This window comes from Paenirhodobacter sp. (assembly GCF_050177655.1).
GTDB lineage: Bacteria > Pseudomonadota > Alphaproteobacteria > Rhodobacterales > Rhodobacteraceae > Rhodobacter.
The window spans coordinates 21,313-35,010 of sequence record NZ_JBFXGV010000036.1; the positions used below are offsets into that span (position 1 = coordinate 21,313).

Here is a 13,698-nt window from a genome sequence, read left to right on the forward strand (position 1 = left end):
ATGGCGATGATCGAGAGGGCGGCGGCCGGGGGACACCTCGGCCGCCTTCGCGCGCTCGGTGCGCCGGCGCTTGCGCTGCTGCTTCTGGCCTATTTCGCGCTCACCAGCCTCTGGCCGCTCGCCCGGCTTTTCGTCACCGCGCTCGGGGCGGGCGAGGACGGCGCGGCCCTCGGCCTTCTGCGCGAGACGGTGGCGAGCCCGGCCTTTCGCCGCGCGCTCGCGAATACCGTCTGGGCATCGGCGGGCTCGGTGGGGATCTCGCTTCTGCTCGGCACCGCGCTTGCGCTCGTCACCGGGCTCCTGCGGCTGCCCGGGCGGGTGCTTGCGAGCTTTCTCGCGCTCTCCCCGGTGCTGATCCCGGCGCAGATCATGGCGCTTGGCTGGATCGAGCTGATGGGGGCGAGCTCGCCCGTGCTCGGCCCCCTCGGCCTCGCGCCGGCACCGGGCAGCCGCAATCCGCTTTACTCCGGCGCGGGCGTCGCCTGGCTGATGGGGATCGAGCATATGCCGCTCGTCTTCGTCGCGCTGCGCTCCGCGCTGGCCGCGCTGCCCGCCGATCTGGTCGAGGCCGCCCGCATCGCCGGGGCGGGGCGCGCGCGGATCCTCGCGCGGGTGATCCTGCCGCTCACCCTGCCCGCGGCGGGGGCGGGTGCGCTGCTCGCCTTTGCCGCGGCGGTGGGCAATTTCGGCGTGCCGGCGCTGCTTGGCATCCCCGGGCGGTTCCCGATGCTCACGACGCTGATCTATCAGCGGCTGAACGGTTTCGGCCCCTCGGTGATCGGCGCCGTCGCGGCGATGGCGCTGGTGCTTGTCGTGCTCGCGCTGGCGGCGCTCGCGCTGCGCCAGATCCTGCAACGCCGCGGCGCGGTGCCGCTGGCCGCAGGGCCGGGGCTGCGCGGCTTCGATCCCGGGCGCGGACGCCTGCCGGTGCTGATCGCGCTCTGGCTCAGCCTGTTCGCGCTCGCCGTCGCGCCGATGCTCGCGCTCCTTGGCACCGCGCTCGTGCCGGCGCTGGGCGTCACGCTCTCGCCCGAGACCGTCACGCTCGTCAATTTCCGCGATGCGCTCGCCAGCCCGGCGCTGCGCCGCGCCTTCGTCAATTCCTTCACCCTCGCCGCGGCGGCGGGGGCGATCAGCGCCGCGGTCGCGATCGTGCTCGGCTGGCTTGCCGGCACGGCGCGGCTGCGGCTTGCGCGCGGGCTTGGCTGGCTGGCCGATGCGGGCTTCACCGTGCCCGGAACCGTGCTGGGCCTTGCGATGATCCTCGCCTGGCTGCGGCCGCTGCCGGGGCTTGGCCTTTCGCTTTACGGCACCGCGGCGATCCTGCTGCTGGCCTATCTCGGGCGCTTCCTGCCGATCGTGCTGCGCCCGGTCGAGGCGGCGATCGCCGCGACCGATCCGGCGCTCGACGAGGCGGCGCGGATCGCGGGGGCGGGGCTCTGGCGCCGGCTCGTGCTGATCGGTGCGCCGCCGCTCCTGCCCGCGGCGGTGGCCGGGGCGCTTCTGATCTTCATGACCGCGATCAACGAGCTCACCGTCTCCGCGCTGCTCTGGTCGGCGGGGCATGAGACCGTCGGCGTGATGATCTTTTCGATGCAATACGAGGGCAATTCGACCGGTGCCGCCGCGCTTTCGGTGCTGGTGCTCGCGCTTGTCGGCGCGCTCGTGGCGCTTCTCGACCGGCTCGGGCGGGGGCTGCCGGCGGGCACGCTGCCCTGGCGCGCGCCCTGAACCGGGGTCTACCCGAGGCTTTCGGTGCGCCGCGCCGCGACGAGCAGGGCGAGCGGCAAAAGCGTGGTGAGGCAGATGGTGACGAAGGCCATCGCCATCCCCACGCCCACCGAGCCCTGATCGAACTGGCGCCAGATGAAGGTGGCGATCGTCTGCCGCCCGACCGGCAGGATCAGCAGCGAGGCGACGAGTTCGCGCGCGGCGACGACGAAGACGAGCAGCATCGCGACGAGGAGCTGCGGCGCGACGAGCGGAAGCAGCACGCGCCGCGCCACGGTCAGTTCGGAGGCGCCGCAGACCCGCGCGGCGGCGTCGAGCGAGGGGGCGATCTGCTGCAGCGCCGCGGTGGTCGCGCGCACCGGCTGCGGCAGGAGCAGCAGCACATAGGCGAGCACCAGGATCGAGAGCGTGTTATAGGGCGTCACCGGCAGCCAGGGCTGGTTCCACATCAGGATCAGTCCGAGCGCGACGACGACGCCGGGCGCGGCATTGGGCAGGGTGGCGACGATCTCGACGTAACCGCGCCCGCGGCCGCGGCTGCGGGTGGCGACGAAGGCCGCGAAGGCGCCGAGCGCGCCGGTGAGCAGCGCCGCGACGAGGCCGAGCCCGAGGCTGGTGAGCAGCGCGCCGCGCGCGGCCGATCCCGCCTCGAAGACGGCGGTGAAATTCTGCAGCCCCATGTTCGAGGGCGTCAGCCCGCCCGAGACGGTGCGCGAGAGCGCGGTGGCGAGCACCGCGGCCAGCGGCACCCCGGTCGAGAGGAAGGCCATGAGGCCAAAGCCGATCAGCGCCGGGATCTTCGCGCGGCCCAGCGGGCGGCGCGCGGTGCCGGCGGGGCGGGCGCCGGTGGTCTCGAAGCCGCCCCTCGCCAGCAGCCGGCGCTGCGCGAGAAAGGCCGCGGTGGCAAGCGCGACGAGCACAAGGGCGAGCGTCGAGGCGCCCGGCAGATCGACCGGCCAGTCGCCGATCGCCGCGTCGATCCCGGTGACGAGCACGCGAAACCCGATCCGCGTGCCCAGCACCGCGGGGGTGCCGTATTCCTCGATCGCCATCGCGAAGACGAGGAGCAGGCTTGCGGCGAGCGCGGGCAGCGCAAGCGGCAGCGTCACCCGCCAGAAGGCGCGCGCCGGCCCCGCGCCGAAGACGCGGCTGACATCGGCGTAGCGGCTGCCGATCGCGGCGAAGCTGCGCGAGAGGGTGAAATAGACCACCGGAAAGCAATGCAGCGCGAGGATCAGCACGATCCCCGGCACCGAGAACAGTAGCCCGGCGATATTCTGGCCGGTGAGCTGCTCGAGATAGCCGCGCGGCTGGCCGGTCATCACCCAGCCGAGCGTCGCGATATAGGGCGGGATCATGAAGGGAACGAGGAAGAGGATGTCCCAGAGCGCCGCGCCCGGCAGCCGGTAAAGCGCACGCAGCGCGGCAAGCGGCACTGCGAGCAGGGCGGTGACGGTGACGGTGCTCACCCCGAGCAGCAGCGTATTGGCGGTGTCGCGCGGTAGCGAACCGGCGCCAAGCGCGCCGATCAGCGCCGAGAAGGGCTCGGCGAGCGATCCGGCGCCGATGCGCGGAAACACCGCCTGCAGCAGGATGAAGAGGAAGGGCAGCGCGACGATCACCGTCAGCGCCGCCGCCGCAAGGCCGGTCAGGGCGCCCTGCGCCGCGCTGCCCCTCGGTTTCATGTCACTTCGCGAAGGCGGCGGCGAAACCGGCAAGGGTTTCCTTGCGCGCGCCATAGGCCTTGGCACTGTCGAAGGGCAGCAGAACCAGCTCGTCGATCCGCGGCCGCTTCGCCGCGACATCGGTGCGCGCCGGCATCAGATAGGTCGCCGCCACCATCGCCTGACCCTCGTCGGAGAGCATGTAGTCGATGAACTGCTTCGCTTCGTCGGCGTGCTGCGTCGATTTCAGGATCATCGCCGGGCGCGGCGCGACCACGGTGCCGGAGGCGGGGAAGATCACCTCGATCGTCTCGCCCTTTGCCGCGGCGGCGAGCGAGATGTAATCGACCGCGCCGAAGACCGCGGCCTTCGCGCCCTGCAGCACCGGGTTCAGCGCATCGGCATTGGCGCCCGCGACGATCGCGCCGTCGGCGGCGAGATCGGTGAACATCGCCTCGCCCTTCGCGGCATCGAGCGCCGCGACGAGTTCGAACATCGAGCCCGACTGCGCCGGGTCGGGCAGCGTCACGAGATCCTTGTATTCGGGTTTCGCGAGATCGGCCCAGTCGGCGGGCTTCGGCGTGCCGCTTTTCGGGTTCCAGGCGATGGCGAGCGCGGAAATGCCCTGCGCGACGGCGGTGTCGGTCTTCAGGAAATCGGGCACGGTGGCGGCGTTCGGCGAGCTGTAGGGCAGCAGCATCCCGTCCTTCGCCATCGTCGTCGCGGTATCCCAGGAGGCGGAGATCACCACATCGGCGACCGGGTTCGCGGCCTCGGCCTGCAGCCGCGCCATCACCTTGCCGGTGGTGGCCTGGAACACGTCGACCTTGGCGCCGGTCTTCGCGGTGAAGCCGGCGGCGAGGTTTTCGATCAGCTTCGCGGGGCCCGCGGTATAGACGGTGATATCGGCCGAGGCGGCGGAGGCGGCAAGACCGGTGGCCAGCGCCACCGAAGCGAGAAGCAGGGTTTTCATCGGGAAGTCCTCTCTGTGGGGGAAGGGGGGAACCAGCGCAGCGCGCCGGGGATGAGCCGCAGCCCGAGGGTTTCGCCCGGGGTCGGGCGCTGTGGCAGCAGGAGCTGGATCTCGTGCCCGCCGGAAAGCTCGAGCGTGGCGAGATGGCCGTCGCCGCGAAACAGGCTGCGGCGGATGCGCGCGTCGAGATCGGCGGTGCCGGGCGGCGCGAGGGTGAGCGCCGCGGGCGGGATCAGCACCTCGGCCGCGGCACCGGAAAGCTCCGCCGGGGCGGCCTCGGCGGAGGCGATGCGGGCGCCGCCGGCGAGGTGCCAGCCGTCGGCCTCGCGGGTCACCGGCAGCACCGCGCCGAGGCGCAGGAACCGCGCGACGCCGGCATCGGCGGGCGCGGCGACGAGCGTCTCGGGCGGGGCGCATTGCACGATCCGGCCTGCGCGCATCACTGCGACGCGATCGGCGAGCGAGAAGGCCTCGGCATGGTCATGGGTGACGTAGAGCGCGGTGAGGCCAAGCTCGGCCACGAGGGCGGCGATCTCCTCGATCATGCTTTCGCGCAGCGCGCGGTCGAGGTTGGAGAGCGGCTCGTCGAAAAGCACGAGCCGCGGCTCGGCGACGATCGCGCGGGCGATGGCGACGCGCTGCTGCTGGCCGCCCGAAAGCTCGGCCGGGCGGCGAGCGCCAAGCGCGCCAAGGCCGACCCGGGCGAGTGCCGCCTGCGCGCGCGCCTCGCGCTCGGCGCGGGCGATGCCGCGCATCTCGAGCGGGAAGGCGACATTGCCGGCGACGCTCAGATGCGGCCAGAGCGCGTAATCCTGGAACACCATGCCGAGCCCGCGCGCCTCGGGCGGCAGCGCCTTCGCGGCCTCGGCGACGGTGCGCCCGGCGATCGCGATGGTGCCGCGGTCGGGGGCGATCAGCCCGGCGACGAGGCGCAAGAGCGTGGTCTTGCCGCAGCCCGAGGGGCCGAGCAGCGCCAGCACCCGCCCGGGCTCGAGCGCGAGGTCGATGCCCTCGAGCACTGGCGTGCCGCCAAAGCCAAGCGCGACGCCGCGCAGATCGAGCGCGGGGGCGGCGGCGTCAAGCGGCGCCTCGCCGGCAGCGGCCGGGGCGGAGAGGGGGCGAATCAACATCCCCGCCTGCTTAGGTCAGCGAGGTGACAGTTGGGTGACGCCCGCGTCATGGGGTTTGATGGGGTCTGCAAATAGTTTGCAATGCAAATTATTTGCCAATACACGGTTTCGATGACGACTCATCTCGATCCTGAGCGCGCCCGGTTCGGGCGCTATTTCGTGACCCTCGCGCGGCAGTGGCGGCGGGCGGTCGAGGGCGCGCTGGCGGGCGCCGGGCTCACCGATGCGACCTGGTCGCCGCTGATCCAGCTTGCCGAGGGCGGGGATGGCATCAGCCAGACCGAGCTCGCGCATCGGCTCGGGCTCGACGGTTCGAGCCTGGTGCGGCTGATCGACCTGCTCGAGGCGCGCGGTTTCGTCGCGCGCGAGGTCGATGCGCAGGATCGCCGCGCGAAGCGGCTGGTGCTGTGCCCGGCGGGGCGCGAGGAGGTGGCGCGGGTGCGCGCCGCGCTCGACCGGATCGAGGCGGAATTGCTCGCGGATCTCGACGATGGGGCGCTGGCCGGGCTTTTCGATGCGCTCGGGCGGATCGAGGCGCGGGTGGGTGCGGCGCTCGCCGCCGGAGAGGGGGCGCGATGATCGCCACATGGTTCACCGCCCGCGGCTTCGACCTGCCGCGGATGCGTTTCGCCTTTCGCACCGCGCTCGCCTGCGTGGTGGCGCTGTTCGTCGCCTGGGCGCTCGGGCTCGAACATCCGCAATGGGCGGGGATGTCGGTCTGGGCCGCCTCGCAGCCGACGCGCGGCCAGCTGATCGAGAAGAGCTTTTTCCGTTTTGCCGGCACGGTGAGCGGCACGATCGTCGGCGTGCTGCTGGTGCTCGGCCTCGAGATCCACCCCGCGATTCTGGTGATCGGCCTCGCGCTCTGGATTGCGGCCTGCACCTGGATCGGCAATCTGCAACGCGGCTTTGTTGCCTATGGCACTGTTCTGGCGGGATATTCCGCCTCGATGGTGGCGCTGCTCGACACTGCGCACCCCGATCATGTCTTTGCGCTGGGCGCCGATCGGCTGGCCACCGTGCTCACCGGCGTGATCGTCGCCACGCTCGCGGGCTATGCTTTCGCGCAGCGGATGGACGGCGCCGGGCTGCGTCGGCGGCTGCGCCAGCTCGTCGCCGATTGCCTGAGCGCGCCGCAGGACGGGCGGGCGCTGCTCTCGCGGCTGGCGGCGATCGAGGAGGAGCTCGATCCGCATGGCGCGGGCTCGCTGCGCTCGCGGCGCGAGCTGCGTGCGAGCCGGGCGGTGCTGCTCGCCGTGGTGCCGCTGATCCTGCGCGCCGAGGAAAGCGGCGTCGCGGTCCGCGATCCGGCGGCGAGCCGGGCGTTGCAGGCGGCGGGCGCGGCGCTCGCGCGCGACGATCTTGCCACGGCGCGGGAAGCGCTGGCGGGCGCCCACCCGCAGGATGCGACGCTCGCGCGGGTCTGCGCCGAACTTGCCGCGGCGCTTGGCGCCTGGGCGGAGGACGGCGGTGCGGCGCCCGCCGCTCCGGCGCGGCCGCTGGGCTGGAACAGGCCGCTCACCGTGCTGCACCGCGACTGGATCGGCGCGCGCGAGGCGGGGCTGCGCGCGGGCGGCGCGATGGCGCTGTTCGGCGCGATCTGGCAGCTCACCGGCTGGAGCGCGGGGGCCTATATGCTGCTTGGCCTTTCGGTGATGATCTCGCTTTTCTCGACCTTCGAGAACCCGGTCGGCATGATGCGCCATGTCTTCACCGGGCAGCTCATGGGGGTGATCGGCGCGCTTGCCTGCCGCTGGCTGGTCTGGCCCTTCGCCGCAAGCCCGCTCGAACAGATCGGGATGCTGGTGCCCTTCATCCTGCTCGGGCCGCTCCTGATCGGGCATCGGCGCACGGTGATCGCGGCCTTCGATTACAACATGATCCTGCTCCTGATGTCGCCGCCGCATCTGCCGCTGACCGGCAGTTTCGCCGGCTCGCTCGCCTCCGGGCTTGCGGTGCTGGCCGGGCCGGTGGCCGCCTGGGTGGGCTACCGGCTGGTCTATCCGATCAGCCTGCAGCGCCGGCAGGGGCATCTCGTCGCGATGATGCGCCAGGATCTCGCCGATATCGCGCGCAGCCCCGAGGCGCTCGCGCATCGCGCGGTCTGGCAGGCGCGGCTCTATCACCGGGCGCTGCGGCTCGTGCGCAGCTCGGAGCGGCTTGCCCGGGCCGAGGCGCGCGGGGCGGAGGCGGCGCTTTCGGCGCTGACGCTCGCCCATGCGGCGATGCGCGCGCAGGAGCTGCAGGCCGATCCGGCGACCCCGGCGCCGGTGCGGCGGGCGGCGGAGCTGGTGCTCGCGCGGCTCGCGCAGCTGCGCGCCGCACCGCCCGAGCCTGCCGCGCGCGCCTTCGACCGGCTCGTCGCGCGGCTCGGCGGGGATGATGCGCGGCTGATGGCCTCCGCGCGCGCGGCGCTGGCGCAGTTGCCGGGCTGAGCCTCAGGCGGTGAGGAACTCGCGCACGAAGGGGGTCGCGGGGCGCGCGCGGATGTCCTGCGGCCGGCCGACCTGCTCGATCCGGCCCATCGACATCACCACCACCAGATCGGCGAGTTCCATCGCCTCGTCCTGGTCATGGGTGACGAAGACAGTGGTGAGCCCGGTCTCGTCGTGGATGTGGCGCAGCGAGTGGCGCAGCTCCTTGCGGACCTTGGCGTCGAGCGCGCCGAAGGGTTCGTCGAGAAGCAGCATCCGCGGCTCGATCGCGAGCGCGCGGGCGAGCGCGACGCGCTGGCGCTGGCCGCCCGAAAGCTGGGTGGGATAGCGCGGGCCGATCTCGGGGAGCTGGATCAGATCGAGCAGCCGGTTCACCCGGCGCGCGATCTCGGCTTCGGGCGGGCGGGCGGCGCGGGGCCGCGCGCGCAGCCCGTAGGCGATGTTCTCGAACACCGTCATGTGGCGAAAGAGCGCGTAGCTCTGAAAGACGAAGCCGGCGCGGCGCTCCTGCACGCTCATGCCCGTCGCGTCCTGCCCGTCGAAGAGCACCCGCCCCGATTCCGGGAATTCGAGCCCGCCGAGGATGCGCAGAAGCGTCGTCTTGCCCGAGCCGGAGGGGCCGAGCAGCGCGACGAGCGCCCCCGAGGGGATCGCGAGCGTGACCGGATGCAGCGCGGCGGTGGCTCCGAAATTCTTGGCGATGGCGTCGATCTCGATATGCATGGCGGATCCTCAGTGACGGCGGTTGCGGGACAGCTGATCGGCGTGATGCCGTTCGAGCACGGTTTTCAGCAGGAGCGTGACGAGCGCGAGGAGGCTGAGCAGCGCGGCGAGCGAGAAGGCCGCGACCGAAAGATATTCGTTGTAGAGCATCTCGATGGTGATCGGCATCGTTGCGGTCTGGCCGCGGATCTTGCCCGAGACCACGGCGACGGCGCCGAACTCGCCCATCGCGCGGGCGTTCGAAAGGAGCACCCCGTAAAGCAGCGCCCAGCGCACATTCGGCAGCGTCACCGTCCAGAGCACCCGCCAGCCCGAGGCGCCGAGCGTGAGCGCGGCCTCCTCCTCGGCGCGGCCCTGCTCGACCATCACCGGGATGAGCTCGCGCGCGACGAAGGGGAAGGTGACGAACAGCGTCGCGATCACGATCCCCGGCAGCGCGAAGACGACCGGATGCCCCGCGGCGACGAGCCAGCCGCCGAGCGCGGAATTCGCCCCGAAGGTGAGCACGATGCAAAGCCCCGCGACCACCGGCGAGACCGAGAAGGGCAGGTCGATCAGCGTCACCAAGAGCGCCTTGCCGGGGAAGTCGAACTTCGTCACCGCCCAGGCGGCGGCGAGGCCGAAGACCGCGTTGAGCGGCACCGAGATCGCGGCGATCGTCAGCGTGAGCCGGATCGCGGCGCGCGCGTCATGGGTGCCGAGGCTCGCAAGCGCCGCGGGCAGCCCGTCGCGCAGCGCCTCGCCGAAGACCACCGCGAGCGGCGCGCCGACGAGGAGCGCGAGCAGCGCCGCGGTGAGCACGATCAGCAGGGCGCGCAGCGCGGGGGCCTCCTCGGTCGCGGCGCGGAAGGCGGGACGGGGGGAGGTGAGTTCAGACATGGCCAATCCTCCGGCGGCTCCAGATCTGGATCAGGTTCAGCGCGAAGAGCATCGCGAAGCTGATCGCGAGCATCGCGAGCCCGATCGCGGCGGCGGCGTCGTAATCGAACTGCTCGAGCTGGATCACGATCAGAAGCGGGGCGATTTCCGTCTTCATCGGGATATTGCCGGCGATGAAGATCACCGAGCCGTATTCACCGACCGCCCGCGCGAGCGAGAGCGCGAAACCGGTAAGCGCGGCGGGCATCAGCATTGGCGCGATCACCCGCGCGAGGGTGCGCATCCGCCCGGCGCCGAGCGTGGCCGAGGCCTCCTCGACCTCGGGCTCGATCTCGGCGATCACCGGCTGCACCGCGCGGGTGACGAAGGGCAGCCCGACGAAGACCAGCGCGATGAAGATGCCCCATTGGGTATAGGCGATCTTCAGGCCGATCTCCTTCGCCAGCGCGCCAAAGGTGCCGTTCGGTGCGTAAAGCGTGGTGAGCGCGATGCCTGCGACCGCGGTCGGCAGCGCGAAGGGCAGATCGACCGCGGCGTCGAGGATCTTCCGGCCGGGGAAGTCGTAGCGCGCCAGCACCCAGGCGAGCAGCGTGCCGAAGACGAGGTTGAAGGCCGCGGCGAAGAACGCGAGGCGGAAGGAGAGCGCCAGCGCCGCCCAGACCCGGGGGCGATCGATCACCTCCCAGACGTTGCCAAGGCCAAAGCCGAGGCCGCGGGCGAGAAGCGCGCCGAGCGGCAGGAGCACGATCAGCCCCAGCATCGCGAAGGTGATGCCGAAGGAGAGCGCCCGCCCCGGCATCGGGGAGGGCCGGATCAGCGGGCCGCGCAGGGAAAATGCACGCATCACGGCCTCACTTCGCCTCGTAGATCTGGTCGAAGATGCCGCCATCGCCGAACTGCTCGGGCTGCACCTTCGCCCAGCCGCCGAAATCGGCGATCGTCACCAGGTCGAGCTTCGGGAAACGGGCGACATCGGCGGGATCGGCTTTCGAGCTGTCCCAGGCGCGGTAGTAATGCTTGAAGGCGATCGCCTGGCCCTCGGGCGAATAGAGGTAATTCAGATAGCCCTCGGCCAGCGCGCGCTGATCCTCGGAGTGGATATTGCCCTCGACCAGCGCGACCGGCGGTTCGGCGAGGATGCTCACCGAGGGCACGACGATGTCGAACTGGTCGTCGCCAAGCTCGGCGAGCGCAAGATAGGCCTCGTTCTCCCAGGCGAGCAGCACGTCGCCGATGCCGCGGTTGGCGAAGGTGGTGGTGGCGCCGCGCGCGCCGCTGTCGAGCACCGGCACATGGGCGAAAAGCTCATGCTCGAAGGCCTTCGGATCGCGGCCGTTCTTTTCCGCCCAGGCCCAGGCCGCGAGATAGTTCCAGCGCGCCCCGCCCGAGGTCTTCGGGTTCGGCGTGATGACCTCGACGCCGTCCTTCACCAGATCGCCCCAGTCGTGGATCCCCTTCGGATTGCCCTCGCGCACGAGGAAGACGATCGTCGAGGTATAGGGCGCCGAATTGTGCGGCAGACGCGCCTGCCAGTCGGCGGGCAGCTTGCCGGCCTTCGCGACCTTGTCGATGTCGGAGGCGAGCGCGAGGGTGACGACCTGCGCGTCGAGCCCCTCGATCACCGCGCGCGCCTGACTGCCCGAACCGCCGTGGCTCGTCTCGATCGTGGGCGCGGGATGGCCCTCGGCCTGCCAATAGGCGGCAAAGGCGGTGTTGAAATCGCGATAAAGCTCGCGCGTGGGGTCGTAGCTGACATTGAGCAGCGTCTCGGCGCGCAGCGGCGCGGGGGCGGCGGCGAGCGCGACGAGCGCAAGGCCGATCGCGGTGAGCGCGCCGCGGGTGATGCGGGCGATCGGCCAGCCGGTGAGGCTGCGGGCGCCGTCGGTGACGGTGACGCGGCCGTCGGCGTGTTCCTTCGTCTTCAGGCCCTGGGCGCTGATGTGACGGCTGAGGCGGATGGTGGTGAGCATGTCGGTCTCCTGTGCGGAAAATGGGTCAGAACAGCGCGGCGCCGGGGCAGGCGCGGGTCTCGACGCGCCAGAGCCGCGGGTCGCGGTTGCGCAGCATCTCCTGCGCGGCGGCCTCGGGGGCGCGGGTGAAAAGGGTGAGCGGCGTGCCGCCGATGCGATGCGGGCGCCCGGTGCGGGCGTCGATCAGCGAGACGGCGAAGAGCGGGCTGTGCATCAGAGGGCTCCCTGAAAGCGGACGGGACGCATGCTGCCCTGATGGCGGGGCGCGGCGCTGAACGGGGCGGGGCGGCACGGCGCCCGAAGGAGGGCTGCGGCGGCGCGGGGGGCGGTCAGGCTCATGGGCATCTCCTTGGGGTCTTCGTTTCAACACGCTAATCACGACAGACTTACTCGTATTAAGCAAGCAAAAAATCACGGCAAAGTTCATCGGGATTATGGTATTGCGCGCCGAAAAGCTCTGCCGGGCGCTGCGATCCCGCGGATTGTCTTTGGTTTTCAGGTAGTTGGAGGGATCAGCTCTGCGGCGGGTCGAGCAGCTGTGTCATTTCGCCGCCCGGCCCGCCCTTGAGCATATCGGCGAGGGTGAGCGAATCGATCAGCACGAGATAGGACCAGAACACCTCGGCGAAGGTGCGCCGGATCCGGCAGGTCGCCTCGTCGGTGCAGTCCTCGCAGCGCTGATAGGCCTTGCGCGAGAGGCAGGGCAGCGGCGCGATCGGCCCGTCAATCAGCCGCAGCAATTCGGAGATCGAGACCTGCGCGGGCTCCTTGATCAGCGTGTAGCCGCCGGCGCGGCCGCGGGTCGAGGCGATGATCCCGGCGTTGCGCACATCGAGCAGGATGTGTTCGAGGAAACGCTTCGGCGCCCCCGAGCGGCGCGCGATCTCCTCGATCCGGAGCGCCTGGCCGCTGCCGAGCTTCTCGTCGCCGAGCACCATCAGCGCCTTGAGCGCATATTTCATCTTCTGCGTGATCATCGCCCCGTCATAGCAGGGCGCCCGCGATGCGACAAGAAACCCGACCGACCGGGTCAAGTTTTCGCGCCGCGGCGGGGGCGATGGGGAGGAGGGCCGAGAGGCAGGTGCTCCGACATCTGCCCGGGATCTGGGCAGAGCCGCGCGTGACGCCGCGTGGGCGCAAGCAAAACCGCACACCGCGCTTGATCGGGGCCGGCCTCCTCGTAGGCTCTTCGGGCATTTTATCAAATGGAGTAGACCGATGTCGATTCGCATCAACGACACTGCCGGTGCAGATTATCTTTACCGTTACACTTCGGAAAACCTGATCCTGTTCGGTCGTGGCGGGGCCGACACGCTCGAGGGCAGTTCGGGCAACGATCGCCTCTATGGCGGGGCGGGCAACGACATCCTCTACCTTTCGGCGGGCAATGACGTGCTTTACGGCGGGCCGGGGAATGATACCTACTATTTCGAATATATCAATGGCTCCGCCGTCGTCGATGTCGTCGAGGAGGCCGGAAACGGGTTCGACCGGATCTATCTCAACACGGACTTCATTCATTTTACGCTGCCGGAGAACGTCGAAAGCCTGATCATCAATGCGGATGTCGAATGGCTCGGTGGCAATGAACAGAGCAATCTGCTCGACGCGACTTCCCTCTGGGACACGGTCTTCATTCAGGCGGGTGGCGGGGACGACACCGTGCGTTCGGGCGATGGGGATGACCGGATCGAAGCCGGTGCCGGCAATGACGTGATCGACGGCGGATATGGGCGTGACGCGATCTTTGGCGGCGTCGGCAACGATCGGCTCAATGGCGGGGCGGGAAGTGACGCCGATCTGCTCGACGGAGGGCCCGGTGCGGATCGCCTGGTGGGGAGCGATGGCAACGACTCGCTCGTCGGCGGGGCTGGGGCGGACACGATGATCGGTGGGGATGGCTACGATAGATACGAGGTCGACAATGTCGGCGACGTGGTCATCGAGCGTGCGGACGACAGCTCCTGGGATGCGGTGAGTGCCTCGGTCAACTATACGCTCGGCGCGAATGTCGAGGGCCTTGGCCTGACCGGCGGGGCATTGATCGGGCGGGGCAATGCGGCCTTGTTGCATAAATCAGGTTCTGAGCGGAGTTCCCCTTTCCCCGGACGGACTTATCCTACGGCCACTGTGACGGGTATGCCAAGCCCGGTGTAGCCATTCAGCACAGCGATGCGGACTTGCAGCTCCGCG

At 70.5% G+C, this 13,698-nt stretch carries 12 protein-coding genes and 1 pseudogene; 4 read left to right on the top strand and 9 right to left on the bottom strand.

Translation table 11 applies throughout. The features are described 5' to 3' along the window. Positions 1 to 1,731: an ABC transporter permease gene (locus tag AB7U46_RS12770; RefSeq protein WP_428337359.1), complete on the top strand. Its 1,731-nt coding sequence runs from the start codon at positions 1 to 3 to the stop codon at positions 1,729 to 1,731. Positions 1,732 to 1,739: 8 nt separating this feature from the next. Here AB7U46_RS12770 and AB7U46_RS12775 read toward each other — a convergent pair whose 3' ends face one another. From AB7U46_RS12775 to AB7U46_RS12785, 3 genes are read right to left on the bottom strand one after another with little or no spacing between them, the layout of a single operon-like run. Continuing rightward, a complete protein-coding gene (locus AB7U46_RS12775) occupies positions 1,740 to 3,416 on the bottom strand; it encodes an ABC transporter permease (protein ID WP_428337360.1) in 1,677 nt (558 codons plus the stop codon). Between the two features lies 1 nt (position 3,417). Next, a complete protein-coding gene (locus AB7U46_RS12780) occupies positions 3,418 to 4,368 on the bottom strand; it encodes an ABC transporter substrate-binding protein (protein WP_428337361.1) in 951 nt (316 codons plus the stop codon). Then, positions 4,365 to 5,498, bottom strand: coding sequence for an ABC transporter ATP-binding protein (locus AB7U46_RS12785; RefSeq protein WP_428337362.1), 1,134 nt, complete (start codon positions 5,496 to 5,498; stop codon positions 4,365 to 4,367). Before AB7U46_RS12785 ends, AB7U46_RS12780 begins: the two co-directional genes overlap by 4 nt. Before the next feature lie 111 nt (positions 5,499 to 5,609). On the opposite strand from AB7U46_RS12785, the gene AB7U46_RS12790 reads away from it, so the two are divergent. Together AB7U46_RS12790 and AB7U46_RS12795 are read left to right on the top strand one after the other, a co-directional pair. Further along, positions 5,610 to 6,077 carry a MarR family winged helix-turn-helix transcriptional regulator gene (locus AB7U46_RS12790; protein WP_428337363.1) on the top strand — a complete coding sequence of 156 codons (468 nt, stop codon included), beginning with the start codon at positions 5,610 to 5,612 and terminating at the stop codon, positions 6,075 to 6,077. Next, positions 6,074 to 7,933: an FUSC family protein gene (locus AB7U46_RS12795; protein ID WP_428337364.1), complete on the top strand. Its 1,860-nt coding sequence runs from the start codon at positions 6,074 to 6,076 to the stop codon at positions 7,931 to 7,933. The genes AB7U46_RS12790 and AB7U46_RS12795 overlap by 4 nt, the downstream gene beginning before the upstream one ends. Before the next feature lie 3 nt (positions 7,934 to 7,936). Here the strand turns inward: AB7U46_RS12795 and AB7U46_RS12800 are convergent, their stop codons facing one another. The 6 genes from AB7U46_RS12800 to AB7U46_RS12825 all read right to left on the bottom strand — a co-directional run bounded on the left by AB7U46_RS12800 (position 7,937) and on the right by AB7U46_RS12825 (position 12,482). Continuing rightward, positions 7,937 to 8,656 (bottom strand): sulfate/molybdate ABC transporter ATP-binding protein, encoded by a 720-nt coding sequence (locus tag AB7U46_RS12800; RefSeq protein ID WP_428337365.1) that lies wholly within the window; start codon positions 8,654 to 8,656, stop codon positions 7,937 to 7,939. Positions 8,657 to 8,665: 9 nt separating this feature from the next. Next, positions 8,666 to 9,535, bottom strand: a complete 870-nt coding sequence (gene cysW, locus AB7U46_RS12805) for a sulfate ABC transporter permease subunit CysW (protein WP_428337366.1) — start codon at positions 9,533 to 9,535, stop codon at positions 8,666 to 8,668. After that, positions 9,528 to 10,379, bottom strand: a complete 852-nt coding sequence (cysT, locus tag AB7U46_RS12810) for a sulfate ABC transporter permease subunit CysT (RefSeq protein ID WP_428337367.1) — start codon at positions 10,377 to 10,379, stop codon at positions 9,528 to 9,530. The genes cysW and cysT overlap by 8 nt, the downstream gene beginning before the upstream one ends. Positions 10,380 to 10,386: 7 nt before the next feature. Beyond that, the gene (locus tag AB7U46_RS12815) at positions 10,387 to 11,505 is read right to left on the bottom strand and encodes a sulfate ABC transporter substrate-binding protein (RefSeq protein WP_428337368.1); all 1,119 of its coding nucleotides are present in this window, start codon (positions 11,503 to 11,505) and stop codon (positions 10,387 to 10,389) included. A gap of 25 nt (positions 11,506 to 11,530) precedes the next feature. Further along, positions 11,531 to 11,719: a hypothetical protein gene (locus AB7U46_RS12820; RefSeq protein ID WP_428337369.1), complete on the bottom strand. Its 189-nt coding sequence runs from the start codon at positions 11,717 to 11,719 to the stop codon at positions 11,531 to 11,533. Positions 11,720 to 12,017: 298 nt separating this feature from the next. Further along, positions 12,018 to 12,482, bottom strand: a complete 465-nt coding sequence (locus AB7U46_RS12825) for an Rrf2 family transcriptional regulator (protein WP_428337370.1) — start codon at positions 12,480 to 12,482, stop codon at positions 12,018 to 12,020. A gap of 241 nt (positions 12,483 to 12,723) precedes the next feature. Here AB7U46_RS12825 and AB7U46_RS12830 point away from each other — a divergent pair. Then, positions 12,724 to 13,404: pseudogene (locus tag AB7U46_RS12830) on the top strand (calcium-binding protein); the annotation flags it as partial. Positions 13,405 to 13,698: the final 294 nt, after the last annotated feature.